The sequence below is a fragment of the Marinobacter sp. genome (assembly GCF_041686475.1).
In the GTDB taxonomy this organism is placed as follows: domain Bacteria; phylum Pseudomonadota; class Gammaproteobacteria; order Pseudomonadales; family Oleiphilaceae; genus Marinobacter.
Genome location: NZ_JAWLDU010000033.1, coordinates 1 through 26,687 on the forward strand (window position 1 = coordinate 1; position 26,687 = coordinate 26,687).

A 26,687-nucleotide genomic window follows, 5' to 3' on the forward strand; every position below is an offset into this window, starting at 1 on the left:
GAGCGTGAACAACACCTCGATCTCAGCTAGCAAACTCCGGTTACTGAATGAAACCGTGCTGTGCTGGCACGGTTTGTGCCCTTAACTATAGTATTGGGCACTGATGATGAAATTTTGACAATCAGGTTGCCTGCAGGGGCGGCCCACAGGAGACACAAGGCTATGGCATCCCCGAGCGGACAGCAAAATCAGGCCCAGGATGATCAGGTACTGCAGTACGTAACCTTCAGGCTGGATGAAGAAACCTATGGCATTGATGTCATGCAGATCCAGGAAGTGTTGCGGTACACGGAAATCGCGCCGGTTCCGGGTGCTCCGGATTATGTTCTGGGCATCATCAACCTGCGGGGCAACGTGGTCACCGTCATCGACACCCGCCGTCGCTTTGGTCTGGCGGATGCAGAGGTCACAGACGCGACCCGCATAGTGGTGATGGAGTCGTCCAACCAGGTGATGGGAATACTGGTGGATTCCGTGGCCGAGGTTGTGTACCTGAAAGCCAGTGAAATCGAGACTGCACCCAATGTGGGGAACGAGGAAAGTGCCAAGTTCATCCAGGGTGTGTGTAACAAGAACGGCGAGCTGATCATACTGGTCGAGTTCGACAAGATGTTGTCAGACCACGAATGGGCTGAAGTCTCCGCCCTGTAAGCCGGTTGTCGCCGCTTGCAGGCAGGATGGACGCTCCGTGGATCAATCAACCGAGGACGTCCATCATGTTTGCAGAGTTTACTTCCCAGGCCCCCTGGCTCATCACGGCTGTTGCACTGTGCCTGCTGTTTGTCCAGGGCATGTTGTCCCGCCGTGAAATCAGCAAGCTTCGGGAGCAGGTAAAAGAGCGTTGTGAAACCCTGGGCCGGGAGCTTCACGCAACCGCCAGTGGCAGCATGGGGGTCGGGCAGCGGGTTGTGACCTGCGAGCGTCAGCTCCATGAGTTGCGTGGCATGATGGACGAAATGCGCCAGAATGACCCGCTTAGGATCTCCTATGATGAAGCGTCGAGACTGGTTGATCTCGGTGCGGATATCGACGATCTTATGAACACGTGCGGAATTTCCCGTCCCGAGGCCGAGCTGGTGTCAGCACTCAGAAAACGTCAGGCGGCCTGATACCATGCTGTAACGGACGCTGCTGAATGAAGAGAGTGTACGCGAGGGCCGTTGAGGCCCTCAGGTCTGTATCCCGCCATGAATTCGTCTCCGGTTCCGATCTGGTTCCTTCCATAACCGGCCACTCCATTCCCCGCGAAGAAACGGTCAGCCATATCCTGTCCCTGATACCCGAGATCGAGCCGGATCAGGTGGTGATGCATGTCGGTGGCGGCTCCGGCTATCTTGCCGCAGTGCTTTCACAGCTGGCGCATCGGGTAATTTATCTGGAACACAACCCGGTGATCGCCGAGGCCGCGAGGGAACGATTTTTCCGCCTTGGCATGCATAACGTCGATGTGGTGATTTCCGGCGTTGAGGAGGCCGCCGAGCCTGACCAGCTTTGCGACCTGATCCTGTGTACAACGTTTATCGCCCAGTGGAAGGCACTGGGCCGATTTCTGCGGGAAGGGGGTAATCTGATCTGTCTGGAGGGGCGAGCCGGCCCGGTACCAAGCCTGGCCATGTTCGTCAAACGGGATTCCGCACTGGACAGGGTGCGTACCCTTGGCTGGGTGGATTTCAATCGCAACGTCGAGCAGATTCTCATTGATCAGGGCGTCGTTGACGACAAGGTTCTGGCGGAGGCGAGAGTCGAGGCCGCGAAGCAGAATTGCCGTGTGCTGGAAGTTCTCAGGCGCAAACTGAACCTTGAAGAGACCGACCTTTATCGTTCCCTGGCTCAGCAGCGGGGCATGACCTTCACCGACGCGGATAATGTTCTCCCGGATCTTCATCCGGCGCTGTTTCGTCGCTTTTCCCGCACCTTTCTGGACTTGTCACGCCTGATTCCGATTGCAGAGGAGGGGGGCAGGATAACCGTTGTTACCGATGATCCGGATGCCCGCACCGACCAGCTGGAACGGCTGAGCCCCAACCAGGCTATTGAGTGTCTGCTGGTTACACCGACGGATTTCCGTCGCATCTGGTCAGCACTGGACCTGACCGCCAAGGGCAACCGCTTCATTACAGATCATGGTGCTGGCGAGGAAGACAAGCCGGACACCGGTGGAAACAGGGACCAGCTGCTGGGCAGCGACCCCGGAAACCGGCATGTCAGCCCCTACCTGGTGTCTGTGTACGAGGCCATCCTGCTGGATGCTGTCAGTGAAAAAGCCAGTGATATTCACATTGAACAGTATGAAAACCGGATTCGCATCCGCCTCAGGGTAGACGGGGACCTTCACGATTTACCCCAGTACCAGTTGTCGCCCCGGGAGATCAAAGGGGTCATCAACGTCATCAAGCTCAGGGCCGAGCTCAACATTGCCGAGCACCGACTGCCCCAGGGCGGGCGTTCCCGGCTGCAGCTGGGAGACATGGCCTACGATCTTCGTATCCAGACCCAGCCTTCGCTTCATGGTGAGCATGCCATCATCCGGCTGTTGCCCCAGACCGGGCGTGCCATGACCATTTCCGAGCTGGGGATGTCGCCGACCATTGGCGCCCGTTACCAGCGTCTGCTGGATAACCCGGCGGGTCTGGTCCTGGTGGTTGGTCCGACCGGTTCCGGGAAATCAACCACTCTCTATGCGGGTCTTCAGACCCTCGCTGACGACGGGCGCCGGAAGGTCATCACGGTTGAGGATCCGATTGAATATTCCATCGACAACATCCAGCAAACCCGGGTGCGCACGGAAATCGGTTTTGGCTTTGCTGATGCCATGAAGGCGTTTGTACGTGAGGACCCGGATGTGATTCTGGTTGGTGAGATCCGCGATCAGGAAACCGCGCTGGAGGCAATCCGGGCCTCTCAGACCGGCCATGTGGTGCTTTCGACTCTGCACTGCAATGACGCCGTGGATTCTCTTCAGCGCCTGTACGACCTTGGCGTTCATCCCAATTCCATTGCCGGTGAGCTGCTGGCAGTGATCGCACAGCGCCTGGCCAAACGAATCTGCAAGCACTGCCGCAGGCCTGTTGAGCCGGATGCGGCGATTCTGGCCGAGGTGTTTCCGGATGGCCCGCCCGCGGATTTCCGGTGTTTTGAAGGGGCCGGTTGTGACCAGTGCAACGGCCGTGGTACCCGGGGCCGGGTAGCCATTGTGGAGTACATGGAGGTGGATTCCGATATCCGCAATGCCATTTCCAGCCAGCCGCCGATTGGCGAGCTTCGCTGGCGGGCGCTGGATGCAGGACTCATTACCATGCGGGACAGTGCGCTGGACCACGTAATTGAAGGCATTATCCCGCTTTCGGAATTGCCGCGAATCCTCCCCAGGGAACGCATGGCGCCGGAGGTCCGGGGCGGCCGCAGGAGTCAGGAATGAACAGCAGGAATCAGGGTGTCAAAGCGGCCCAGCGCGAACCGGTGGAAGTGGTATGCGCCGAGGAACTGGACAGGCTCAGAGGCATGGATCATGGTCCTGTGCCACCCGGCTGGCAAATGTCGCCCCGTGCCGTTGAAAAATTCGTGATGGGTGATGAACAGCTCGGCATTGAGCGGAAGTTTGTCGCCGACCGGGCCATGGTGGTCCGGATTATCATTTCCCTGTGCACCAGCCGTGGGTGCCTTCTTGTCGGTGAACCCGGTACCGCCAAGTCCTGGTTGTCCGAACTGCTGTCGGCGGCGATATCGGGCAGTTCCACGCTCACGCTCCAGGGGGGAGCGGTGAGCCAGGTCGGACAGCTTTTGTACAGCTGGAATGAGTCTGTCCTGCGTAGCGAGGGCCCCTGCCTGAAAGCGTTGGTGCCCAGCCCTTTGCTGCGGGGCATGATGGAAGGGCGTATGGTTCGTTTTGAGGAGATCGCCCGCTGTTCGCAGACACTACAGGATGCCCTCCTGTCAGTATTGTCGGACCGGGTAGTGGTGATCCCCGAACTGGCCGGCGAGGAAGGAGTGGTACTGGCCCGGGAAGGGTTTAACGTCATTGCCACCTCGAACAGCATTGATGAAGGTGTTCACCGCATGAGTGCCGCCCTCAAGCGGCGGATGGACTTTGAGGAAATCCGCCCGATACACAATCTGGCGGATGAAATGGACGTGGTGCTGCGGGAAGTCCTCAAGGCCAATTCACGGGCAGGTATCGATGTGGATCTTGATGAGTCGGTCATTGAGATTCTGGTGACCATGTTCCACGAACTTCGCAATGGCCAGACTCTGGATGGCCGCAGTACGGACCGGCTGGCCGGCTCTGCCCTGTCCACCGCAGAAGCGGTTTCGGTGGCCCATGCCGCCAGCCTGAACGCCTGGTATTATGGCGGCGGCCGTATAACCGTAGAGCAGCTTATGCACCATATCATCGGCTCGGCCCTCAAGGACCAGCCGGACGATCGTCGACGGCTGAAACACTACTTCGATACAGCGGTGGCACCAAGGCGTGGTGACAACTGGCAGCAGGCCTGGGCGTTGCGCTCACTGATCCACTGAGCTGTCCGGCTGCTCCGGCTGACGGTCTCCGGGTTTCAGCCCCCGGATATGGAAGGCAAAGGCCAGAATTTCCGCGATGACCCGGTACAGCGACTCCGGGATATCCTCGTTCAACGAAAGCCGCGCCAGAATGCTGGCGAGCTCGGCGTTTTCGTACAAGGGGACGTCGTGCTCACGGGCAATGCGGATAATCTCCTCGGCCAGCTCGTGGGTACCGGTTGCGCTGATGGTCGGCGCCTGTTCACCATCGTACCTGAGGGCGACGGCGGCTCTGCTGTCGTGATGGGGTTTGCGTGAGGTCATGCGCGGGTATCCACGAGTCGGTGTTCCAGGCGGGTAACGCTGCTCTGGGGTGTTCCCCGACGGCACTCCAGGTCCGTTACCTCCAGGCCGAGATCGGTCAGGCTTTGCCTTAGTGCGGGCAGCTCCTGATTCACCTTGCGCAGGGTCATCTGTTTTTCCGCCCATACCCGGGCACTGACCGACTGCTGGCGCAGGGCGATATCGAAATGCAGCGGGCCGGCGTCATCCAGATCCATGGCCAGGGACAGGCGCCACTCGGTTGCTGTTGACGATGCAGGCTTGTGTTCGGACTCATGGTCTTCGGGATATTGTTCAATCCGTACTTGCGCCAGCCTGGGTTCATTCTGCGGTGTCAGCCAGGGCAGGTCCAGCACCAGGGTAGAGGCCGGTGCCGTGGCGTCACCGCCGCTCCGGGACGTCAGAGCCTGGCTGTGTAGCTGGTTGACGGTGATGCGGTTCAGCATCCCGGCCAGCAGGCGCAGCATCTGCCCGACACTGGGTGGTTCGCCATCACTGCGGGCCGCGGGTGTTGTCATAGGTTGCGGGAACTGCAGGGGGGCCTGCATCAGCTCCGGCGTTGCAATGGGGGTGAGCCGGTTGAACTGCTCGGGGGTACTGCCCTGGCTCGCAAGCAAGGCCGTAATAACCCTGCCGAGGGCCAGTTTGAGATCCGGAAGCTGGGCAGTTGGGTTCTGCGCGAGGCGTGACTCGGCAAACAGCCCGCTCTCCGATAGCCACTGGCGCACCTGCTGGGTGGTGGCAGACTCACTGCCTGAGCCAGGTGTCAGGCCGTTTCCCGAGGGTAGCCTGTTTACCAGCTGTTCAATGGCAAGCCTGGCTGCCTCCGGCAGGGGTTGAGCCGGCCTTGCTGAAGGTAGCTGGCCGGGAAGAGGGTCCTGCCTCAGTCCCTGGGTCAGGGTGGCAAGCAGTTTCGCCAGGCCGGAATCAATGGACTGTTGCCAGGGCAGGCGCTGTGCCAGAGCCCTTGCAATACCTGCTTCCGGTGCCTGGGCCAGCTTGCCCATGAGCTGCAGCTCATTGCCTGCCCTCATCACCTTGACCCAGTCACCGGTTTCCAGGGAGGTGTCCCCGATGGCTGCCTGAACGGCAAGCGACTGGCCGCGGATATCCAGCAGCAACTGAGCGCCCGCGGGCGACTGGCGGTTGATCACTTCCGCGACCCGTGCCAGTGTAGCTTCGCGGTTCGTGAGCTTGAGCTGGTCGAGCTGAACCCGAGCGGAAGCCGCGTCCGGCATTGTCGACGGTCGCTCCGCTGTCGGCCGGCCCGTGGGCGGCGCGGTCGCTTCTGTTCTGGGCGGTGGTGCTGGGTTACCGTTTGGTAATTTCATTGCCACTGATTTGATGCCAGAAAAGAGTATTCCCGGGGCGCTTTCGTTATAATACGCCCCGCCGGCAAGCTTTGCCTTCCCGATCGTCTGAACCCGCCGGGTCAGTAATGTCTATAAGCCCTGGGGCCCCGATGTCTGAGCCGTTACTACAGGCTGTCAATCTTGAGTGTGAGCGTGACGACCGGATACTGTTCCGGGACCTCTCCTTTTCCATACTGCCCGGTACTCTGATCCGTGTCGAGGGCCCAAACGGCTCCGGCAAGACCACGCTATTGCGGATACTGGCCGGGCTGAACGACAGTTACAGTGGTGATCTGCTCTGGCGCGGCAAAAGTCGCCATGCCTACCGGGAAGAATTTCTCCGCAATATGCTCTATCTCGGTCACCGTGCCGGCATCAAGCCACTGCTCACCCCCATGGAAAACCTGCGCGCCCTGATGGCCGGGCGCCGTTCAGTGCCGGACAAGGTTCTGTGGCAGGCGCTGGAGGGCACGGGGCTTGGTGGTTTCCAGGAGGTTCCCTGTCGCAATCTTTCCGCCGGCCAGCAGCGGCGAGTGGCACTGGCGAGGTTACTGATAGCGGATGAGCCGTTATGGATTCTGGATGAGGTGTTCACCGCTATCGATATGCATGGGGTGGCAGCTCTGGAGCGGTTATTAGTCGAGCGCGTCGAGAATGGCGGCGCTATCGTGGTGACAACGCACCATGACCTGCGGTTGCCAACAATGCACAGGGTTACCCTGGGGGGCGGCGACGGCTATGACCACTGAGCTCAAGGTTGGCCTGCGCTCCCCGGAGCTTTCAGTAGGCACGGCAACTGCCATGAAAGCGGTTTTTGTGCGGGATCTGAAGACCGCACTCCGTCAACCCCAGGACCTGCTCAATCCGCTACTGTTTTTTGTCATGGTGGTAACCCTTTTCCCCCTGGGGGTTAGTCCGGAAGTGTCATTTCTTCAGCAGGCTGGCAGCGGTATCCTGTGGGTGGCAGCGTTGTTATCGGTACTTTTGTCACTGGATCACCTTTACCGGCACGATTTCGACGACGGCACGCTGGAGCAACTGGTACTTCAGCCCCAGCCACTGTTCCTGCTGGTGCTGGCCAAATCCCTGGCGCACTGGGTGCTGACGGGATTGCCACTGGTATTGCTTGCACCAGTTCTTGGAATAATGGTGCATCTGCAGGGGAACTCTGTTGCAGTTCTGTGTCTAACGCTGCTGATCGGAACGCCCGTACTGAGCCTGATCGGCTCCATCGGGGCAGCGCTGACGCTTGGTTTGCGATCGGCAGGCGTACTCTTGTCACTGCTGATCATTCCGCTGTACATTCCGGTGCTGATTTTTGGCACCGGAACGGTAATGGCCGCCTCCGAAGGCGCGCCGGTGGGAGGGCAGCTGGCGCTGATGGGGGCGTTTCTGGTGTTGGCCCTGACTCTGGCTCCTTTCGCATCGGCAGCCGCTTTACGAATCAGTCTGTCCAACAGTTAAAAAGTAGAAGGGTAGCAACCTGATGTGGCAAATTTTTCACAAGCTGGGCTCACCGAAGTGGTTTTTCGGTATTGCGTCAACATTGATGCCCTGGCTTCTCTGGATTGGCGTTGCCCTGCTGGCGGTCGGTATTGGTTGGGGCCTGGCATTTGCTCCCCAGGACTATCTGCAGGGCAACAGCTACCGCATTATTTTTATCCATGTGCCCTCGGCATTCCTGGCGCAGTCTGTTTACATGATGATGGCGGTTGCAGGTCTGGTGACCCTGGTATGGCGTATGAAGCTGGCGGATGTATTTGTAAAGGCGGTGGCGCCGGTGGGGGCAGCTCTGACCTTTCTCGCCCTGTTTACCGGTGCGGTCTGGGGCAAGCCGACCTGGGGTACCTGGTGGATATGGGATGCCCGGCTTACCTCCATGCTGATCCTGCTGTTCCTGTATTTTGGTGTGATGGCCCTGGGAGCGGCGATATCGGATGAAAAGTCGTCGGCTCGGGCGGTTGCGGTGCTGGTTCTGGTGGGCGTAGTGAATATACCTATCATCAAATATTCCGTGGAATGGTGGAATACCCTCCATCAGCCCGCCACCTTCAAATTGACAGAAAAACCCAGCATGCCGGCAGAGATGTGGATGCCATTGTTACTTTCGCTGCTGGGGCTGTATCTGATATTTGGCTGGCTGGCCTGTTTGCGGATGCAGACCGAGATCCTGATGAGGGAAGGCCGAACCCGTTGGGTGAAAGAACTTGTTCAGGCACGGGGGAACTGATCCGATGGCATTCGATTCGTTCGGAGCGTTTATCGTGATGGAAGGGCACGGCCCCTACGTCTGGACCTGTTATTTCGTATTCTTCCTGTTGATGGGGGTTCTTGCGTGGTGGTCACTGCGCCAGCGCCGCGCTGTTATCGCGCGACACCATCGCCAGATTGGCAGCACGCCAATACGCAACAACAGCCCTGCAGGCGCCAGCTTCACCCGAATTGAACCTTCACATGACTGACTGGTAGATGAACCATGCATCCAATCCGAAAAAAACGGCTGACCATTGTCCTGTTCCTTCTGGCAGGGGTGTCCATTGCGGTTGCTCTGGCCACCTATGCACTGCGACAGAACATCAACCTGTTTTACGACCCCAGCCAGATTGCCGAGGGTGAGGCTCCGAAGGACGTGCGCATACGGGCCGGCGGCATGGTGGAAGAGGGATCGGTGCTGAGAGATCCGGAGAGTCTGAGGGTGGAGTTCAAGGTAACGGATTTCACCTCCTCGGTGTTGATGGAGTACACCGGAATCCTGCCCGACCTGTTCGCAGAGGGGCAGGGTGTGGTTGCCATGGGCCGGCTGGACGGCAATGGCCGGTTCGTGGCGGACCAGGTTCTGGCCAAGCATGATGAGAACTATATGTCGCCGGAAGTGAACGAGGCGCTGGAGAAAGCCGCCGGTAAACGGGCTGCCATGTCCGGTGGGGAAAGCGAATCTGCCGCCAGCTACTGAAGCTGCTGGCCATCCTGTTGAAACAGTTGGAGAACCCTGATGTATCCGGAACTCGGACAGATTGCACTGATACTCGCGCTGTTGCTGGCAGTGTTGCTCTCAGTGGTCCCGCTCGTAGGCTCGGTGACTGGACGTGATCAGCTCCAGGCCTTTGCCAGGCCGCTATCAGCGGGGCTGTTTGTGTTTGTGGCGCTGGCCTACGGAATACTGACCTACGCCTTCATGACGGACGATTTCTCGGTTGCATACGTTGCCAACAACAGCAACAGCATGCTGCCCTGGTACTATAAATTCAGCGCGGTGTGGGGAGGCCATGAAGGCTCTTTGCTGCTCTGGGTGTTGATGCTGGTTGGCTGGATCCTTGCCGTTGCAGTATTCAGCCGCCGTTTACCGGCAGTCATGTTGTCTCAGGTACTGGCCGTTATCGCCATGGTTACGGTGGGTTTCCTGCTGTTTACCATCATTACTTCGAATCCCTTTGACCGAACCCTTCCCAATGTACCCGCCGACGGTGCCGACCTGAACCCTCTGTTGCAGGATTTTGGTCTGATTATCCATCCACCCATGCTCTACATGGGTTATGTTGGTTTTTCCGTGGCCTTTGCCTTTGCCATTGCCGCGCTGATTAATGGCAAGCTGGACGCCGCCTGGGCACGTTGGTCTCGTCCCTGGACAACGGTGGCCTGGTCTTTCCTGACTCTGGGTATTGCCCTTGGAAGCTGGTGGGCCTATTACGAGCTTGGCTGGGGTGGCTGGTGGTTCTGGGACCCGGTAGAAAATGCATCGCTGTTGCCCTGGTTATCAGGTACCGCGTTGATGCACAGTCTTGCAGTTACCGAGAAGCGCGGGGTCTTCAAGAGCTGGACGGTGTTACTGGCGATAGTCACTTTCGCCCTGAGCCTGCTGGGAACCTTCCTGGTGCGCTCCGGTGTGTTGACGTCCGTTCACGCCTTCGCGTCTGATCCCGATCGTGGCACCTTCCTGCTGGTGCTGCTGGCAATCACCATTATCTGCAGCTTGACCCTGTATGCGTTCCGCGCACCCGTGGTGCACGTCCGTGCCCGTTATGGCAGTTTGTCACGGGAGATCTTCCTGCTGCTCAATAATGTGCTGCTGGTGGCAGCCACGTTGCTGGTACTGGTGGGCACGCTATACCCGCTGGTGCTGGATTACCTGGATATGGGCCGGCTTTCTATCGGTGAACCCTTCTTCAATTTGACCTTCAGCCCGCTTGGCATAGCTGCCGGCCTGCTGCTTGGCGCCGGGATATTTTCCCGCTGGAAAAAAACCGACGGTGGCTGGCTGGGGCGCAAGCTGTTGTGGCCGCTGGCTGTCAGCATGGTGGCGACTGCTGCGGTGATGGTGACGTACGGCGCCTTCAAGCCCTGGGCCTTTGCCGGTGTTTTTGCTGCCATGTGGGTCACTGTTGCAACCTTCTGGGACATCTGGGACAAGTCCGGTTCGAAGCAGGGCCGCCTCCACGGGTTGAAGCGACAGTCCCGCAGCTACTACGGCATGGTGCTCGGCCACCTGGGTCTGGCCATTGTCATGGCGGGCGCGACGGTTGTATCCAATTACGGCATTGAACGGGATGTCCGTATGTCGCCGGGTGATACGGCGTCTCTGGGGGACTATCAGGTATCCTTCACCGAGATTGGTAACCGTCGTGGCAAGAACTTTACAGCGGAATACGGGCGCTTTGAGGTTTCTGACGAAAACGACCGGGTGGTTTCGACGCTTTACCCTGAAAAACGTCAGTATATGGTACAGCGTAACACCATGACAGAAGCCGACATTGATGCCGGGCTGTTCCGCGATGTGTTTGTGGCCATTGGTGAGCGGGTGTCTGACGACGCCTGGGCGATCCGGCTGCAGTACAAGCCACTGGTGCGCTGGCTGTGGTTGGGGTCCCTGTTTATGGCCGCCGGCGGCTTCCTGGCGATTGCAGACCGTCGTTACCGTGTCCGCGACAAGGTGGCACAGGGAAAGACCGTGGATTCATCCGGATTGGGAGAGCAGGGCCGTGCTGACCCGGCAGGAGCGGTTTCATGAAACGGGCATTCCTGTTCATTCCGGTCATCCTTGCGGTGGTGCTGGGTGTGGTTCTGTTTGCCGGTATCGGCAAGGATCCCAACAAGCTGGAATCCGCCCTGATCGGCAAGCCAGTGCCTGAATTCCAGTTGTCGGACCTTCACGACGAGGGCCGCCAACTGGATCGTGAGTTGTTCAAGGGCCGGGTATCGCTGTTGAATGTGTGGGGTACCTGGTGCCCCGCCTGCCGCGACGAGCACGATGATCTGGTCTGGCTGGCTGAGGAGAAGGGTATTCGTATCGTGGGTCTGAACTACAAGGATAACCGCGATGACGCTCTGGTCTGGCTCGACAGGCTGGGGGATCCGTACCAGGTGTCCATTTATGATCCACGCGGCCGGCTGGGCTTTGATCTCGGTGTCTATGGAGCCCCGGAAACCTACGTGATCGATGCCGAAGGCATTGTTCGCCATCGTCATGTGGGCGTGGTTAACGAGAAGGTCTGGGAGCAGGATATCGAGCCCCTGGTCCAGCGGTACAGGGAGAAAATCTGATGGTGCGCTCGGTACTGATAGCCTTGTTACTGGTGGCGTATGGGCCTTTGTTAACGGCCGAGCCCAGTGATGTATACAGTTTTGATAACGAGTCAGAAGAGCAGCGATTTCACAATCTGATTTCAGAGCTTCGCTGCCCGAAGTGCCAGAACCAGAACATAGCAGACTCCAATGCACCCATATCGAAGGATATGAGAGAAGAAGCGTACCAGATGATGTCTACGGGAGCCTCCGATGACGAAGTCGTCAACGCCATGGTAGCCCGCTTTGGCGAATTTGTTCGTTACAAACCGCAAGTGGAGAGCCGCACACTTCTTTTGTGGGCAACACCCGTGATTGTTGTGCTGATTGGCCTGCTGATTGTTGCCAGTATTGTGATCCGTGCCCGTCGCAATAATGACAGCGACTCCGGGTTAACCAACGATGAGCGTGAGCGCGCATCCAGGATTCTTTCCGGCGACGGGTCTGAGCGCTCGTCCTGATACCCTGCGCCCCGAATGTCGAATCGCATTATCGCCGCCAATTCCTATTTAACCGGACCGTGACCGTTCTATGACACAGACTTTCTGGCTGACATCTGCAGTACTGATCCTTCTTGCCCTGGCCTTTATAGTTGCGCCCCTGTTCTTTCATCGCTCGGGTCGCCGTGCCGAGATGGATTTGCGTAACCAGAACCTGTTGGCTTATCGAAGCCGCATGGAAGAACTGGACCGCGAGTTTGAGGCCGGCGCCATGGATGAAGAGAGCTACAGGCAGCTCAGGGAGGAGCTCGCGGGCAGCATGCTGGACGATGTACCTGACGCCGAGCGGGGAGTTCTTGAGTCGCCGGCGCAGGTCAGGGGCGGCAGGAGTTCTGTTGCGGTGGCCCTGGTGAGCCTGCTGCTTGTTCCAGCCGCGGCTGTGTTGCTCTACCAGCAATGGGGCGCTCTGGATGACGTTGAGCAGTTCCGCGCCATGCAGGAAATGACAGCGGCCGATGGTGATCGCCTGGGCCAGATGCAGGAACTCACGGCTCAGCTGCGGGAACGTCTGGAGGAAAACCCGGACAACAGGGACGGCTGGGCGATGTTGGGCCGCACCTATATGCGCCTGGAACAATATAATGATGCGGCCTGGGCCTTTGAGAGGCTCGCGGACATCATTGAGGACGATGACAATGGCATGGCGGTTGCGTGGGGTCTTTCCGCGCAGGCACAGTTTTTTGGCAGTCAGGGGGAACTGACGTCTGAAGTTTCCGAAGCCATTGAGAATGCCAGATCCATTAACCCCGACGAAGTGAACTCACTGGGTTTACTGGGTATTTACGCCTTTGGCCAGGAAAACTATGAAGAGGCGCTCCGCTACTGGGAGCGGATTGTAGAAGTAGCGCCAGACCACCCCCAGATCGGCTCTATTCGTCAGGGCATCGAGCAGGCCTATCAGCGACTTGGGCGTGAAGCGCCAAATGATGACGCCGAAGCGGCATCGGGCCCTGGAGTCACCGTTCGGGTAGAGATTGACGAGTCTTTCCGTGACGAGATTCCGGCAGATACAACGTTGTTCGTACTTGCCCGCGACGCCGAGGGGCAGGGTGGTCCGCCACTGGCAGTTGCCCGGTTGACAGCGGGCCAGTTGCCGGCCGATGTGCGCCTTGATGATCGTTTCAATATGTCACCGGACAACAAGCTTTCGGATGCCAGCGAGGTGCGTGTGCAGGCAAGACTGTCACGGGCAGGCACCGCACGCGCCCAGGCAGGAGACTGGGAGGGCGAGCTGGACGAGCCGGTTGCGGTTGGCGATGAGCAGGCCGAGCCCGTCACACTGGTTATCGATAGCCAGCTGGTTCAGTAGCCGGCTCAGCTTCCGCTGGTTCTCAGCCCTTCGGGATACAGCGGCGGCAACCGATCTTCTTTGCCCTGGGTGCCGGTGGCACCGCGATTCCGGATCAATGCTGTCACCAGGCGGTCGCCGTTCCAGGGCACGGTCGCCTGCTGTTCAGGTGTACCGAACAGTCTTTGTTGCAGTTCTGCAATTTCGGCTGCCAGTTCCTTGTCCTCCAGGAACCGGTTTACGTCCACAATGCTGTGAAAGGTATGTTCCGGATGCCTGGCCGCCATCCAGCGCACCAGCAGGTCGGTTGTTGTTGCTGAACCCCTGCGGGCGGCTTCACACAGGTCCCTGAACAGGGCTTGTTCACTGAGATCGCCGGAGCTTTCCACGCCGGTTGTGGGTTGCACCCTGCGCCGGGAAAACCACCAGGCTGCCAGGGTTGCCAGCCAGGCTCCGAGAAGGGCCAGTGCAACCAGTGGCCAGAACCCCGGGCCTTCATTGTTTGCAGGTGTCGTTTCCGGGCTCTTTTCTTCATCGTCAACGGCGGCGCCTGCTTCGTCGGGCGAATCGGCCGGCAATGACTCGATCTGACCGGGAATTGCCTCGATTGTCAGCGTGCTGGCGGGAATAACGGCAACCCGCTCGGTATCATTCTCAGTATCCCACCAGGGAATCCGGATTTCCGGTAGCGTCAGCTCTCCTGGCTGAACGGGCACCAGTGCAGCGGTCTGTGTCAGTTCCGATGCCAGCCCCTCGCTGCCGGGTGTTGTTGTGCGTTCAGGCTTTTCCGGGTAGGCGCGCATGCCATCAGGCATTTCCTCGGGGAAGGGTGGCAGCGTTTCTGAGGGCAAACCGTCAGCTTGCAGTTTCAGGGTTCGTGTGAGGTTCTGGCCGGCTGACACTGTTCTGTTTTCCGGCAGCCCGGACTCATTCAGTGACAGGTTGCGGGCCGGCAGCCAGGTGTCGCCGCTGAATTCCGCCGGTACACCCTTGACCGGTATGTCGAACAGGGTGGCGTTGTCACGGAGAAGTTTCAGCTGGCCGTCGTTATTGCGGGCCTGACCTTCGAACCGGATTGGTTGCAGGCTGAGTTCGCCTTCTCGCTGTGGAAACAGCGCATATCGGCGCTCCACCACGCGATAGCGCATCCCATCCCGATAGCGGGTGTACTCTCCCTGCTTGCCCAGAGATTCAATAATGGCATGGGGGTGCTCGGGCTCGGACAACTCACCACGGATCAGGTTACCAGTGAAAAACAGCTTTACGGTCAGCACCAGCTGTTCCTGCACGTAAACCTCATCTTTGTTTGTTTCCAGTTCGATAAAACTGTCACGCGGGCCATCCTGTTCATTGGCCGTCGGTGCACCGCTTTCCACTTGTATATCGATCGGCTCGGATTCTGCGTCTTTGAAGCTGAGCGCAGGAATTGTCAGTTTTCCGGTGGTTGTTGGCGCCAATTGATAGGTCCATGTGATCTCGCCAACCATGTCTCTGTTAAGGCTAAGAATGGAATACTGCTCATTAGTGGACAGTATCTCGAAATCACCTTCCAACTTTTCGATATCCGGTTTCGGCAGGCTGGACATGTCAAAATCAAACGGATTGCGGAGGTTGATTTCAATGTCCGTTTTCCCTGTGACGGTCAGGGTTAGCACCTCACCTTCGTGAATGCGGGTCCTGTCGGGTTCAACCACCAGCTCATTTGCTGCCAAGGCCTGTCCTGCGACGGCCATCAGCAGCGATATCAGAATAGACGCACAGGTCAGCCGGCTTACCATGGTGTATCGCCCTCATCAGATGGTGTGTCCCTGTCCTGGTATTGTTGGAGGAATTTTCTGCGCAGTAGCCCCCCGGGATTGTCCGGGACGCGCCTGAGCCATTGCTCCTGGCCCTGATTTAGTGGCGACGTGTCCAGTGCCGCTGGTGACCCGGGCTCCTGGCTGTCGCTTTCAGCGGCCTCGTCACCAGGCTGTTCATCCTGACCCACGGACTGTTCCCGTTGCTGGTTGTCGTTATCCGGCTCACCGGTCTGTTGTTGGTCATTTTGCTGGTCATTGGATTGTTCCGACGGGCCCTCCTGTGGGTTCTGGCTATCGGAACCCCCCTGATCGTTCTGCTGATTGCCCTGTTGTTGCTGGTCACCATCCTGTTGGGAAGACTCATCGCCTTCATCACCGGACTGATTCTGCTGTTGCTCCTTTAAAAGCTGTTTCACCAGGTCACGGTTGAATCTGGCGTCTTCGTCATCCGGATTTTTTTCCAGCGCATTTTCATAAGCCTTGAGCGCTTCCTCGAGCTCACCAGCCCGCGCCAGCGCGTTGCCGCGATTGTATTCCGCTTCTGGTGTTTGCGCCTGTGAAAATGCGTCGGCAGCACTCTCGTAATTGCCCTCCCGGTAGAGTGCGCTGCCGCGCCACGCGGGATCATCGAGTATCTGTGCCGCGCGCCCCGGCTCCTTTTCAATCAGCTCCGGTGCCCGCTGATCATCACGCGACCAGAGGCTGTCCCAGTCTAACGCCATGGCCGTGCGAGGAGTCAGCGGCAGCAGGGCGAACAGTATGATGACCATGGCACCGCGCCGCCAGCCAATAAGCGCCAGCGGTGCTACCAGCCAGAGTAACCAGTAGCCATCGTCCTGCCAGCGCTTGACCTTCAGGTCCCCATCGCTGTCTTCCCAGTCTGCAGAATCAATGGGGCGGAGATCGAGAGCAAGAATATCCTCGTTGGCAATGGTCAACCTGTGGCCTTTGCCCCCGCTGCTGTCTGCCAGGTTTTTCATGCCGTCCGGGTCGGCACGGGCAATCACGATGTCTCCGTTATCTTGTATAAAGCCCTGGCGTGCCAACGGTATGGGCCCGCCCTCGGTGGTACCGACGGTGAGGGTGTTCAGGGCAAAGCGGCTGCCCGCCAGTTGGCTGGTAATGCGTTCGCGATAACGTTCTCCCACCTCGTCTGCAATCAGCAGCAGGCGGCCATTGCCGGGCGCTCCGCGCTCAAGTAGTTCGAGGCCCCGTTCAACCCCCAGGTCGGTGCGGTTCCCAGCGGCGGGCATGATGACGGGCTCCAGTACGTCCAGCATGCCCTCGATGGTGTTGCGGTCGTCCGTCAGCGGTGTCACTACGTGGGCGTCTGCAGCGTAAACAACAAGCGCCGTCAGGGCGCCTTCACGGGCCTTGAGAATGTCGCGGATCTTGCGCTTGGCAACGGTCAGCCTGTCCGGTTCCACATCGGTTGCCAGCATGGACAGGGACAGGTCCAGTACGATCACCAGGCTGTCATTCTGTTGTTGCAATGGTGTTGGTGCCTGCCGCCAGGACGGTCCTGCCAGTGCGATTGCCAGCACGGCGACAGCCGCTACGGCCGGCACTACGGGAGATTTCCGGGGCGACCCGGCAGCACCCGACTGACTGATCATGGGCCGCAGCAATCTGGCTGGAATGATTCTGCTCCAGCCACTGTCACTCTGATGGAATCGCCGCAACAGCAGCGGTAACAGGAAGGCCGCCAGTAATAGCAACAGCCACAGCGGACGGAGGAAATGAAAGTCAGCCATTGCCTGCCTCCTGTGGCGTGGTTGCGGAGTGGCGCCTGGCCCGGGCCAGCCTGAGGCCCTGCATCAACACCCAGATCAGGGCAGCAAGGCCCGCTGGCCAGACATAGAGTTCTGTTACTGGTCGATAGTGCTTGCCCTCCAGCTCGATAAGCTCCAGCTGGTTGATGCTTTCATAGATCAGCTCCAGTTCGGGCAGGCTGCGGGCACGGAAATACTCACCGCGGGTCTGCTGGGCTATCCGCTTCAACAACTCTTCATCCAGGTCCCGGGAGGGATTAACCCTGCGGGAGCCGAGGAGGCCGCGCTGCACCATGGATTCGGCGCCAATGCCGATGGTGTATATACGTACCCCGGCTGCCTGGGCGATCTCCGCAGCCTTGTCCGGTGCAACTTCGCCTGCAGTATTGGCGCCGTCGGTCAACAGGATGACAACCCTCTGTTCCTGGGGGCGGTCCCGCAGACGCTTGACCGCAAGCCCGAGAGCATCGCCAATAGCCGTGGCGCGCCCGGCCATGCCAATGCCGGCTTCGTCGAGTAAGGTCTGTACCGTTGCCCGGTCAAACGTCAGTGGCGCCTGGATGTAGGGTTCGGTGCCGAACAGCAGGAGGCCGAGCCGGTCGCCTTCACGGCGTTCGATAAAATCGTCCAGTACCCGCTTCACTGCCTGCAACCTGTTGATGCTGCGGCCCTGGATCACCATGTCCTGTTCGTCCATGGAGGGTGATATGTCGACGGCCAGCAGCAGGTCACGCCCACTCACAGGCATCTGTATCTGTTCTCCGACATGTTGCGGCCGCGCCAGTGCCACCACCAGCAATAGCCAGATCAGCAACAGTACCAGTTGCTGCCAGAGGGGCGCGCGGCTGCCGCTGCGGCTGACACCGGGTAAATCGGATAACCAGTGGCCTACCGGGAAGACCGGCGCTTCTACCGACTGGGCGCTGCGGCGACGCAGGCGCAATACAAGTGGCAGTAATGCCAGCAGCAGTATCCAGGGATAGGCAAGGCTCAGCATTTCTGGCCTCCCAGCCATGTCCGGGCAAAGGCGATGGCGTCTGCTGGTTTGCATGCAGGAACCGGCTGCCAGGCGCTATTGACCATGGCTTCGACTATGGGGCGGTACGCTACCCTGTCTGTCGGGCTGGTCTCCAGAAGGAAGTGAATCCAGGGTTCACCAGACAGGGATTCCGGTACACGTTCCGGATAACGTATTCGCGCCGACTGCTTCAGTAGCTGGTTCATTGCAGCGAACCATCGGTCATCTGCTGTGGCGTTCTGCTCAAGCCGCTGCAGCTCCTTCCTTGCGGTGCGCAGCCAACGGTTCCTGCGATATTTCCGCCTGATAAGCACGAAGGCCAGCACCGCCAGCGCCAGGGCAATGGCCAGCAGAATCCACCAGCCTGGCGCCGGGGGCCAGAAGCCGCCCGGTTGTGGCAGGTGTATGTCTCTGAGCTGGCTCAGCGGATCCTGTTCCATCATGGGCTCGAAGCGGTCCTGTTATCCGATGTGGCCACGGGGGCCGAGCAGTGTCTGCAGTATCAGCGCCGGCTGGTCACTGGTCATAACGCTCGCGGGTTGCACTCCGGCCATGCGAAAGCATTCCGCAAGTGCTTCTGTGTGTTGTCGTACCTTCTCGGCATACGCCCGCTGGAAACGGGGGTTGCTGCTGTCAAACCATACCGGCCCGTCCTCCCCGGCGATGGCGAAGCGGCCGCTGTCTGGCAGTTTAAGCTCCAGAGGGTCAATAACCCTGAGTGCACTGACGGAATTGTGGCGTGCCAGTGACCCCAGCAGTCGCGATGTCTCGCCGGTGATGTTGAGAAAGTCACTGACGACAAAAATACGACTACCGGTATGGGCGACCCTGCGGGCCTCCTGCAGGGCAGTATCCAGGTCCGCCGCTGAACCCGCGCTGGAGCTATGGTTCTCTTCGCCCCGAGAGACCCGCTGCTGCGCCGCTACGGTATCAAGAAACTGCAGCACGGATTTCTTGCGACGTGCGGGCCGCAGGACGGTCAGTTCCCTGCCATTGAATACAATGCCGCCCACCTGGTCCCCGGACCAGAGCGCCAGCCACGCCAGGATGCCGGCAAGCTGCGCGCAGCGCACCTGCTTGTAGGCACCGGTACTGGCAAAGAACAGGGACGGGCCAAGATCACACAGCAGCAGTACCGGACGCTCGCGCTCTTCCTCATACAGCTTGGTATGGGGCGACTGCCGCCTGGCTGTAACCCGCCAGTCGATGCTGCGGATATCGTCGCCGGGCTGGTACTGCCGCACCTCCGCAAAGGCCATGCCCCGCCCCCGGCGTGGAGAACGCTGCAGGCCGGTCTGGCGCGACCTCACCGGTCGTGCCGCCGGCAACTTCAGGGCCCGGGCATCCGCCTGCAGCCGGATCAGGCCTGGCAGGGAAATATGGGTGGCTGGTTCGGTTTCTGTCATGGTCACGGTGTTCAGGCGGTAACCGGAACGCGGTCTATGAGTCGCTGAATGATCGCATCCGCCGTAATGCCTTCGGCTTCCGCCTCGAATGTCAGCAGAATACGGTGCCTCAGCACATCAAAGGCAATGTTGCGAACGTCGTCCGGGCTGACGTAGTCCCGTCCCTCGAGCCAGGCCATGGCGCGGGCGCACCGGTCCAGCGCAATGGTGCCCCTGGGGCTGGCACCGAAGGCGGTCCAGCGGGCAAGTTCGGGATCCAGGGCAGCCGGGTTGCGGGTTGCCAGAACCAGCGCCAGCAGATACTGCTCCACCGGCTCCGACATGTAGATGTCGCAAACTTCGTTCCTTGCGTCAAACACCTGATCAGCGTTCAGGCGCACTTCCGCGGCAACCTGGCCACGGCGGTAGTCGTTTCTGGCCAGGTGCAGAATGGCCTTTTCTGCTTCGGCGGAAGGGTAGTCAATCACCACGTGCATCAGGAAGCGGTCCAGCTGAGCCTCCGGAAGCGGGTAAGTGCCTTCCTGCTCGATAGGGTTCTGGGTGGCCATCACCATGAACAGGCGGTCCAGTGGAAAGGTGCGCATACCGACGCTAACCTGGCGCTCGCCCATGGCTTCCAGCAGCGCTGACTGAACCTTCGCCGGTGCCCGGTTGATCTCATCCGCCAACACCAGGTTGTGGAAGATCGGCCCGTGCTGGAATTCGAACTGTCCGGTTTCTGCACGGTAGATCTCACTGCCGGTAACGTCTGACGGAAGCAGGTCCGGAGTGAACTGGATACGGTGAAAGTCGCCTTCAAGGTGGTCTGCCAGGGCTTTGATCGCGGTTGTTTTGGCGAGGCCGGGAGCACCTTCCACCAACAGGTGGCCATCGGCCAGCAGGGCGATCAGCAAACGGTCCACGAGCTGTTCCTGACCGATTATTCTTTTTGCTAACTGGGACCTGAGCTCGCCGAACGTATGCTGTAATGCCATTGGGGATTTCTACTCCTGGTGAAGGGGCTGTTCGCGTAAGTAGTTGCCGCAGTTTTCGCATCTGCGGCGCAAAAATCAAGGCTTTGACTATGCTTATTTGACAGTACGCCGATTACGTTTATTTCACACTCATAGAGGTCGACTATGAATGCGCTGACAATCGCCAGCAAGGAACAGTTTTTTCAGCAGCTGGACGAAGCTTTCGCGGAAAAAATTGCGAAAACCGAAGCGAAGAAGATCAGTGAATTCGCAAAGCAGCATTATGCCCATATTCCTCTCGAAGAGCTCGTTAGTCGTCGGTTCTCGGATACCTACGGGGCCATACTGGCGGCCTGGAAATTTCTCCAGAAGCGCGCGGCTGAGGAAACCGCGGTATCCGTGTTCAATCCGGACCTGGAAAGTGATGGCTGGCAGTCTACACACTCGGTGATTTTCGTACTGCATCCGAACATGCCCTTCCTGATCGATTCCCTGCGAATAGCGATCAATCAACGCGAAATTGGCACACACTCCATCCAGCATTCGGTTCTCCAGGTGGAGCGCGACGCCGAGGGCAATTTGAAGAAACTGCACCCGCCCAAGAAAAAGGTTCTGGACGGTAATCACGAGGCGTTTATAGCACTGGAAATCGATCGCCACAGCAATCCTGAGGACCTCAGAATGCTGGAAGAGGCGTTTCAGGCCATTTTGCATGAGGTCCGGATCGCGGTCGGTGATTTTCCGATAGTGACTGAAAAAGTCAATGAAATCAGTCGTGAACTTGACAATACCACTGCCGGCATTGACGAAGAACAGAAAGAAGAGGCGAAAGCGTTCCTGGAATGGTTGGTGAAGGATCATTTCACCTTCCTGGGCTACGACGAGTACGATTTTACCAGGGATAAAAATGGTCTGGTGGCCCGCCGTATCGAGAATTCTGAGTTGGGTATCCTGAGGGTTAACAATGAGCGCCCGGACAAGGTCCGGCTGAATGAGTTGCCCCAGCGAACCCGCCATGAGATGACCCGCACCGACGATATCTTCATCTTCGCCAAGTCGGCCCAACGTTCACGAGTGCATCGGCCGGCCTATCCGGACTACATCGCGGTCAAAAAGTTTAACAGCAAAGGCGAAGTAGTCGGTGAGCGCCGGTTTTTGGGTCTTTACACCTCACGTGTCTACAACGAGCGCCCAGACGAAATCCCGCTGCTGAGGCGCAAGTTCCAGACGGTTATGAGGCGCTCCGGTTTCTTGCGTGCCGATTACGCCGGCAAGGAGCTGGATCAGATACTCACGGTCTATCCCCGTGACGAACTGTTCCAGATCGAGCCCGGTGAACTGCTGTCGGTTGCCAAGAGCATTCTCTACATTCAGGAGCGGCGCCGCATAGAGCTGTTCATGCGGGAAGATGTGTACGGTCAGTTTGTTACCTGTCTGGCCTTTTTTCCCCGAGACATCTATAACACGGAACTGCGTCTGAAGGTCGAACAGGTGCTGCGGGACAGGCTCGAGGCCGAGGATATCGAGTTTGTCACCCATTTCTCGGAATCGGTTCTGGCACGGGTGCAGTTCACGGTCCGTGTTCCCAAGGTGGAAAATCGCCAACTGCCTATCACCGAGATTCGCAATAAGGTGATCCAGCTTGCCCAGTCCTGGCGGGACGGCCTGATGGAGGCACTGAACGAGGCCTATGGTGAGGAGCAGGGCAACGAGCTGTTCCGCCTTTACTCATCAGGCTTTCCTGCCAGCTACGAAGACATGTTTTCGCCAAGGCGCGCAGCCATAGATCTTGAGCACATTGCCGAGGCCGCCAGTGAAAAGCACCTCACTATGAGCTTTTACCGGGCTCTGGAAGAGGACGAGAGCATACTGCACTTCAAGCTTTTTTATCCGGATGAGACGTTGCCTCTGTCGGATGTCATGCCGATCTTTGACAACCTGGGGTTCCGGGTTATCGGAGAGCATCCTTTTGAAGTAACCAATCGCCGCGACAAAACCGTATGGATCCACGACTTCACCATACAGGCTCACAGCGCAACGGCAGTGGATATACACCGTATCCGCCCCATCTTCGAGGATCTCTTTCGCCGGGTCTGGTACGGCGATGCGGAAAACGATGCCTTTAACCGGCTGTTACTGTCCTCTTACATGAGCTGGCGGGAGATTGCCCTGCTTCGTACCTTTGCCCGCTACATGCGGCAGATCCGTTTCTCCAACAGTCAGACGTTTATATCGAATACGCTGGTCAACCACGTTGATCTGACACGGCTGTTGCTCGAGTTCTTCGAGGTGCGTTTCAACCCCACGCGCTATCAGAGCGAGGGCAAGAGCAAGGCCGCGCAGCAGAAACTTCAAATCGAGTTCAACGCCGGTCTCGATAGTGTCGAGAACCTTAGTGAAGATCGCGTGCTACGACTTTTCCTTGAGTTGATGCAGGCCACGCTGCGCACCAACTATTACCAGCCCGACAAAAACGGTCTCACCAAGCCCTACATCAGTGTAAAATTCGATCCGTCACAGATCCCGGATGTGCCGCTGCCGTTGCCGATGTTCGAGATTTTCGTCTATTCACCGCGTGTTGAGGGTGTGCATCTGCGTGGCGGCAAGGTTGCCCGCGGCGGCCTGCGCTGGTCAGACCGCTTCGAGGATTATCGCACCGAGATTCTGGGGCTGGTAAAAGCGCAACAGGTCAAAAATGCGGTGATCGTGCCGGTGGGTGCCAAAGGCGGTTTCGTGGCCAAGCGCCTGCCCGATATGACAGATCGGGAAGCCTTCCAGGCTGAGGGTATCGAGGCTTACAAGACCTTCATTCGTGGTTTGCTGGACATCACCGATAACCTTGTGGACGCCGGTATCCAGCCGCCGGAATCGGTGATCCGTCACGACGAGGATGATCACTACCTGGTGGTGGCTGCCGACAAGGGAACGGCGACCTTCTCGGATATCGCCAACGGCCTGGCGGATGAATACGGCTTCTGGATGGGCGATGCCTTTGCCTCTGGTGGCAGCAATGGCTATGATCACAAGAAAATGGGTATTACCGCCCGCGGTGCCTGGGTGTCCGTGGAACGGCATTTCAAGGAGCTGGGCATCAACCCTGCTCTGGACGAATTTACGGCCATCGGTATCGGCGACATGGGGGGGGATGTATTCGGTAACGGGCTGTTGTCTTCGGAAAAGACGAAACTGGTGGCAGCATTCAACCACATCCATATCTTTATTGACCCGACGCCGGATGCAGAAAGGAGCTACAAAGAGCGCAAGCGCCTGTTCGAGCTTCCGCGTTCTTCCTGGACCGATTACGACACCAGCCTGATCTCCAAGGGTGGCGGTGTCTTCAGTCGCAGTGCCAAGTCAATTCCGGTCAGCCCCGAGATGAAGAAGCTGTTGGGCATCAAATCCGACCGTGTGCCTCCGAACATGTTGATTACCCATATTCTTAAATCCCAGGCGGATTTGCTCTGGATCGGTGGTATTGGCACCTACGTGAAGGGAGGCGCTGAGTCACATTCGGATGTCGGGGACAAGGCTAATGACGCACTGCGCATTAATGGCACCGAGCTCCGCTGCAAGATTGTCGGCGAGGGCGGCAATCTGGGCATGACCCAGATGGGGCGCATTGAATTTGCCCTGAAAGGTGGCCGGCTGAATACCGATTTTATCGACAACTCCGGTGGTGTGGATTGCTCGGACCACGAAGTAAACATGAAGATCCTGCTGAACCAGGCGGTTGCCATGGGCGACCTCACCTACAAGCAGCGCAACCTCATGCTGGAGGAAATGACCGACGACGTGGCCGCGCTGGTTCTGAAAAACAACTACCGGCAGACACAGGCTATCAGTATTGCCAGCATGGGCGCAGCAACCCGGCTGGAAGAATACCGCCGTCTTATGAACACCATGGAAAGCGAGGGCAAACTCAACCGCAGCCTTGAATTCCTGCCGGACGACGAAACCCTTTCGGAAAGAAAGCTGGACAAGAAAGGGCTGACCCGGCCCGAACTTTCGGTACTTATTTCCTACGTCAAGGGTGACCTGAAACAGACTCTTATTGCCAGTAGCCTGCCTGACGAGCCCCTGCTGGCGGGCGAGATGTACAAGGTTTTCCCCAAGGAGCTCACTCGCAAGTTCTCCAAAGAACTGGGTGAGCACCAGTTGCGTCGCGAGATCATTGCTACCCAGATTGCGAACGACATGGTCAACCACATGGGGATCACTTTTGTTGAGAGACTGAAGCAATCCACCGGTGCTGATGCGGGGTCCATCGCCCTGGCCTGGATCATTGCCCGTGACGTGTTCCGCCTGGATACCTGGTGGGACAAGATTGAATACCTGGATTACTTCATCCCGGCGAATCTGCAGATCGAACTGATGGGTGACCTGATGCGGTTGATGCGCCGTGCCGTTCGCTGGTTGCTGCGTAACCGCCGCGCCGAACTCAGTATCCAGAGCCATATGGAGCGATTTGCCGACAGTGTCTGGAAAATCACCGCAGACCTGCCGGATTATCTCGGCGATCAGGCCCGGGCAGACTGGAAGAAACGCCACGATGCGCTGGTAGAGTCGGGGTTGCCTGAGGACCTGGCCTCTGTGGTATCCGGTACCAGTTACCTCTACTCGTCACTGGGTATTATCGAGGCAAGGGAGGCCACCGGTATGCCGCTGAAAACCGTTGCCAATCTCTATTATGATCTCGGCGACAAGCTGGATCTGAACTGGTTTGCCAATGCGATCGCAGCGCTGGTGCCGGCCTCCCACTGGCAGGCCCTGGCGCGTGAAAGTTTCCGGGAGGATCTGGATTGGCAGCAGCGGGCCCTGACAACGGGCGTTCTCAAGCTGGCTGACAAGCCGGCTGATGTCAACGGCTGTGTCGAGAGCTGGATGCAGCGCCATGCCGCGATGATCAATCGCTGGAAATCCATGCTCACTGAACTGAAAGGCGTCAGGGAGCCGGAGTACGCCATGTTCTCAGTGGCGCTGCGGGAACTGCTGGACCTTGCCCAGACTACCATGCACGAACAGCACGATGAGGCTCTGGCTCAGACCACTTGAGTATTGCTTTATGGTGTTGATTGCCGTTCAATTCCGGCATCGTTTATTCGCAGGTAGGAGGTTTGATGGGGCAGCTCGATAAACTGCTGGAAAAAAACAGGGCGTGGGCCGACAGCATTAAAGGTCAGGACCCGGATTTTTTTGCCCGGCTATCCAATCAGCAGGCCCCCGAGTACCTCTGGATCGGATGTGCAGACAGCCGGGTGCCCGCCAACCAGATTGTGGACCTGATGCCCGGTGAGCTGTTTGTGCACCGCAACGTCGCTAACGTGGTGGTGCACACTGACTTCAATTGTCTGTCGGTTCTGCAGTTCGCCATTGATGTGCTCAAGGTAAAGCACATTCTTGTGGTGGGGCACTACGGTTGTGGTGGTGTCAAGGCAGCCCTGCACAATGAGGGCTTCGGCCTGATTTCCAACTGGCTAAGGCATGTCCAGGATGTTCGCGACAAGTATGTCCGGGTGCTCGACGGGCTTGGCAGTGAGCAAGACCGTATCGACCGGCTTTGCGAACTCAATGTTGTCGAGCAGGTGGGCCACGTGTGTCAGAACAACATCGTTCAGGAAGCCTGGCGCAGAGGGCAGCCGCTGACCGTTCACGGGTTTGTCTACGATGTGGCCGACGGGATTCTCCGGGACATGGGGCTTTCCATCGGCTCGGAGACCGATCGTGAAAGCGTCAAGCAGAACAGTGTCGATGAGTTGGTATTGAGGCCTGTTCGCTCGGGTCGTCAAAAAAAGTGACAATAATAGTGTTAAATTGTGTCAATTATTCGTGACAGGCGTCACTAACTGACCCTCGCTGTCATCACAGTCGGGTGCAGCCTCCCTTGTTACACTGGGCTCGTAGCAATTGAGGAGGTTGAAGATGCGCGAAATCATGCAGAAAGCCCTTAGTGCACTGAACCCGCGTAAAGCGTCGCAGGTATCAGAGGCTCGCCGGAGATCCGATAATGCCGCATCCCGGTCCTCTTCCTCCGAAGACTGGGGGATGTCTCCGGAAGACGCCTTACGTGCCAATACGGTAGCGCAGTACAAGTAATCCGTGCGGCATCTTCACACTGACAGATCTGATGGCCCGGGCCGAGACTCCGGGCTTTATTCCGGTTAGAGTATCCCGCCTGATTCAAAGACCGGAACCGTCCCACAA

The 26,687-nt window shown here is 58.4% G+C and carries 24 protein-coding genes; 16 read left to right on the forward strand and 8 right to left on the reverse strand.

The genetic code is table 11. The annotated features are described in order from the left end of the window. Positions 1 to 162: 162 nt before the first annotated feature. The 4 genes from ACESMB_RS09295 (at position 163) to ACESMB_RS09310 (ending at position 4,518) form a co-directional block, all read left to right on the forward strand. A complete protein-coding gene (locus tag ACESMB_RS09295; protein WP_372925091.1) occupies positions 163 to 651 on the forward strand; it encodes a chemotaxis protein CheW in 489 nt (162 codons plus the stop codon). A gap of 65 nt (positions 652 to 716) precedes the next feature. After that, positions 717 to 1,109: a DUF2802 domain-containing protein gene (locus ACESMB_RS09300; RefSeq protein WP_372925092.1), complete on the forward strand. Its 393-nt coding sequence runs from the start codon at positions 717 to 719 to the stop codon at positions 1,107 to 1,109. 26 nt (positions 1,110 to 1,135) lie between these two features. Further along, the gene (locus ACESMB_RS09305; RefSeq protein WP_372925093.1) at positions 1,136 to 3,418 is read left to right on the forward strand and encodes an ATPase, T2SS/T4P/T4SS family; all 2,283 of its coding nucleotides are present in this window, start codon (positions 1,136 to 1,138) and stop codon (positions 3,416 to 3,418) included. Next, positions 3,415 to 4,518, forward strand: a complete 1,104-nt coding sequence (locus ACESMB_RS09310) for an ATP-binding protein (RefSeq protein WP_372971389.1) — start codon at positions 3,415 to 3,417, stop codon at positions 4,516 to 4,518. Before ACESMB_RS09305 ends, ACESMB_RS09310 begins: the two co-directional genes overlap by 4 nt. Here the strand turns inward: ACESMB_RS09310 and ACESMB_RS09315 are convergent. Further along, entirely contained in the window at positions 4,504 to 4,821 is a 318-nt protein-coding gene (locus ACESMB_RS09315) for an EscU/YscU/HrcU family type III secretion system export apparatus switch protein (RefSeq protein WP_372925095.1), read from the reverse strand. The two genes, ACESMB_RS09310 and ACESMB_RS09315, sit on opposite strands and share 15 nt — an antisense overlap. Further along, positions 4,818 to 6,077 carry a flagellar hook-length control protein FliK gene (locus tag ACESMB_RS09320; RefSeq protein WP_372971390.1) on the reverse strand — a complete coding sequence of 420 codons (1,260 nt, stop codon included), beginning with the start codon at positions 6,075 to 6,077 and terminating at the stop codon, positions 4,818 to 4,820. Before ACESMB_RS09320 ends, ACESMB_RS09315 begins: the two co-directional genes overlap by 4 nt. Before the next feature lie 224 nt (positions 6,078 to 6,301). Between ACESMB_RS09320 and ccmA the strand changes: the two genes are divergently transcribed. The 9 genes from ccmA (at position 6,302) to ccmI (ending at position 13,559) form a co-directional block, all read left to right on the forward strand. Beyond that, on the forward strand, positions 6,302 to 6,940 hold the full coding sequence (ccmA, locus tag ACESMB_RS09325) for a cytochrome c biogenesis heme-transporting ATPase CcmA (protein WP_372925097.1): 639 nt from the start codon (positions 6,302 to 6,304) through the stop codon (positions 6,938 to 6,940). 52 nt (positions 6,941 to 6,992) lie between these two features. Then, the gene (gene ccmB / locus ACESMB_RS09330; protein ID WP_372925125.1) at positions 6,993 to 7,655 is read left to right on the forward strand and encodes a heme exporter protein CcmB; all 663 of its coding nucleotides are present in this window, start codon (positions 6,993 to 6,995) and stop codon (positions 7,653 to 7,655) included. A gap of 22 nt (positions 7,656 to 7,677) precedes the next feature. Continuing rightward, positions 7,678 to 8,421 carry a heme ABC transporter permease CcmC gene (gene ccmC, locus ACESMB_RS09335; protein ID WP_372925098.1) on the forward strand — a complete coding sequence of 248 codons (744 nt, stop codon included), beginning with the start codon at positions 7,678 to 7,680 and terminating at the stop codon, positions 8,419 to 8,421. A gap of 4 nt (positions 8,422 to 8,425) precedes the next feature. Further along, the gene (gene ccmD / locus ACESMB_RS09340; protein WP_372925099.1) at positions 8,426 to 8,653 is read left to right on the forward strand and encodes a heme exporter protein CcmD; all 228 of its coding nucleotides are present in this window, start codon (positions 8,426 to 8,428) and stop codon (positions 8,651 to 8,653) included. 14 nt (positions 8,654 to 8,667) lie between these two features. Continuing rightward, positions 8,668 to 9,144, forward strand: a complete 477-nt coding sequence (ccmE, locus tag ACESMB_RS09345; protein WP_372925100.1) for a cytochrome c maturation protein CcmE — start codon at positions 8,668 to 8,670, stop codon at positions 9,142 to 9,144. Positions 9,145 to 9,183: 39 nt separating this feature from the next. Further along, a complete protein-coding gene (locus ACESMB_RS09350; protein WP_372925101.1) occupies positions 9,184 to 11,196 on the forward strand; it encodes a heme lyase CcmF/NrfE family subunit in 2,013 nt (670 codons plus the stop codon). Then, positions 11,193 to 11,729 carry a DsbE family thiol:disulfide interchange protein gene (locus ACESMB_RS09355; protein WP_372925102.1) on the forward strand — a complete coding sequence of 179 codons (537 nt, stop codon included), beginning with the start codon at positions 11,193 to 11,195 and terminating at the stop codon, positions 11,727 to 11,729. Before ACESMB_RS09350 ends, ACESMB_RS09355 begins: the two co-directional genes overlap by 4 nt. Beyond that, positions 11,729 to 12,211 (forward strand): cytochrome c-type biogenesis protein, encoded by a 483-nt coding sequence (locus tag ACESMB_RS09360; RefSeq protein ID WP_372925103.1) that lies wholly within the window; start codon positions 11,729 to 11,731, stop codon positions 12,209 to 12,211. Before ACESMB_RS09355 ends, ACESMB_RS09360 begins: the two co-directional genes overlap by 1 nt. 70 nt (positions 12,212 to 12,281) lie before the next feature. Continuing rightward, the gene (gene ccmI, locus ACESMB_RS09365; protein WP_372971391.1) at positions 12,282 to 13,559 is read left to right on the forward strand and encodes a c-type cytochrome biogenesis protein CcmI; all 1,278 of its coding nucleotides are present in this window, start codon (positions 12,282 to 12,284) and stop codon (positions 13,557 to 13,559) included. A 5-nt stretch (positions 13,560 to 13,564) separates the two neighbouring features. Here the strand turns inward: ccmI and ACESMB_RS09370 are convergent, their stop codons facing one another. Genes ACESMB_RS09370 through ACESMB_RS09395 form a run of 6 tightly spaced genes read right to left on the reverse strand, consistent with a single transcriptional unit; the run spans position 13,565 to position 20,507 of the window. Continuing rightward, positions 13,565 to 15,250, reverse strand: a complete 1,686-nt coding sequence (locus tag ACESMB_RS09370) for a BatD family protein (RefSeq protein WP_372971392.1) — start codon at positions 15,248 to 15,250, stop codon at positions 13,565 to 13,567. A 59-nt stretch (positions 15,251 to 15,309) separates the two neighbouring features. Beyond that, on the reverse strand, positions 15,310 to 17,091 hold the full coding sequence (locus tag ACESMB_RS09375) for a VWA domain-containing protein (protein WP_372925106.1): 1,782 nt from the start codon (positions 17,089 to 17,091) through the stop codon (positions 15,310 to 15,312). Beyond that, a complete protein-coding gene (locus ACESMB_RS09380; protein WP_372925107.1) occupies positions 17,084 to 18,106 on the reverse strand; it encodes a vWA domain-containing protein in 1,023 nt (340 codons plus the stop codon). Before ACESMB_RS09380 ends, ACESMB_RS09375 begins: the two co-directional genes overlap by 8 nt. Next, the gene (locus ACESMB_RS09385; protein WP_372971393.1) at positions 18,100 to 18,570 is read right to left on the reverse strand and encodes a DUF4381 domain-containing protein; all 471 of its coding nucleotides are present in this window, start codon (positions 18,568 to 18,570) and stop codon (positions 18,100 to 18,102) included. Before ACESMB_RS09385 ends, ACESMB_RS09380 begins: the two co-directional genes overlap by 7 nt. Positions 18,571 to 18,588: 18 nt before the next feature. Next, entirely contained in the window at positions 18,589 to 19,533 is a 945-nt protein-coding gene (locus ACESMB_RS09390; protein WP_372971394.1) for a DUF58 domain-containing protein, read from the reverse strand. An 11-nt stretch (positions 19,534 to 19,544) separates the two neighbouring features. After that, positions 19,545 to 20,507: an AAA family ATPase gene (locus tag ACESMB_RS09395; RefSeq protein ID WP_372925110.1), complete on the reverse strand. Its 963-nt coding sequence runs from the start codon at positions 20,505 to 20,507 to the stop codon at positions 19,545 to 19,547. Positions 20,508 to 20,651: 144 nt separating this feature from the next. On the opposite strand from ACESMB_RS09395, the gene ACESMB_RS09400 reads away from it, so the two are divergent. The 3 genes from ACESMB_RS09400 (at position 20,652) to ACESMB_RS09410 (ending at position 26,579) form a co-directional block, all read left to right on the forward strand. After that, positions 20,652 to 25,538: an NAD-glutamate dehydrogenase gene (locus ACESMB_RS09400; protein WP_372925111.1), complete on the forward strand. Its 4,887-nt coding sequence runs from the start codon at positions 20,652 to 20,654 to the stop codon at positions 25,536 to 25,538. A gap of 65 nt (positions 25,539 to 25,603) precedes the next feature. Continuing rightward, positions 25,604 to 26,281, forward strand: coding sequence for a carbonate dehydratase (gene can / locus ACESMB_RS09405; protein WP_372925112.1), 678 nt, complete (start codon positions 25,604 to 25,606; stop codon positions 26,279 to 26,281). A 124-nt stretch (positions 26,282 to 26,405) separates the two neighbouring features. Further along, positions 26,406 to 26,579 (forward strand): hypothetical protein, encoded by a 174-nt coding sequence (locus ACESMB_RS09410; protein WP_372925113.1) that lies wholly within the window; start codon positions 26,406 to 26,408, stop codon positions 26,577 to 26,579. Positions 26,580 to 26,687 lie beyond the last annotated feature (108 nt).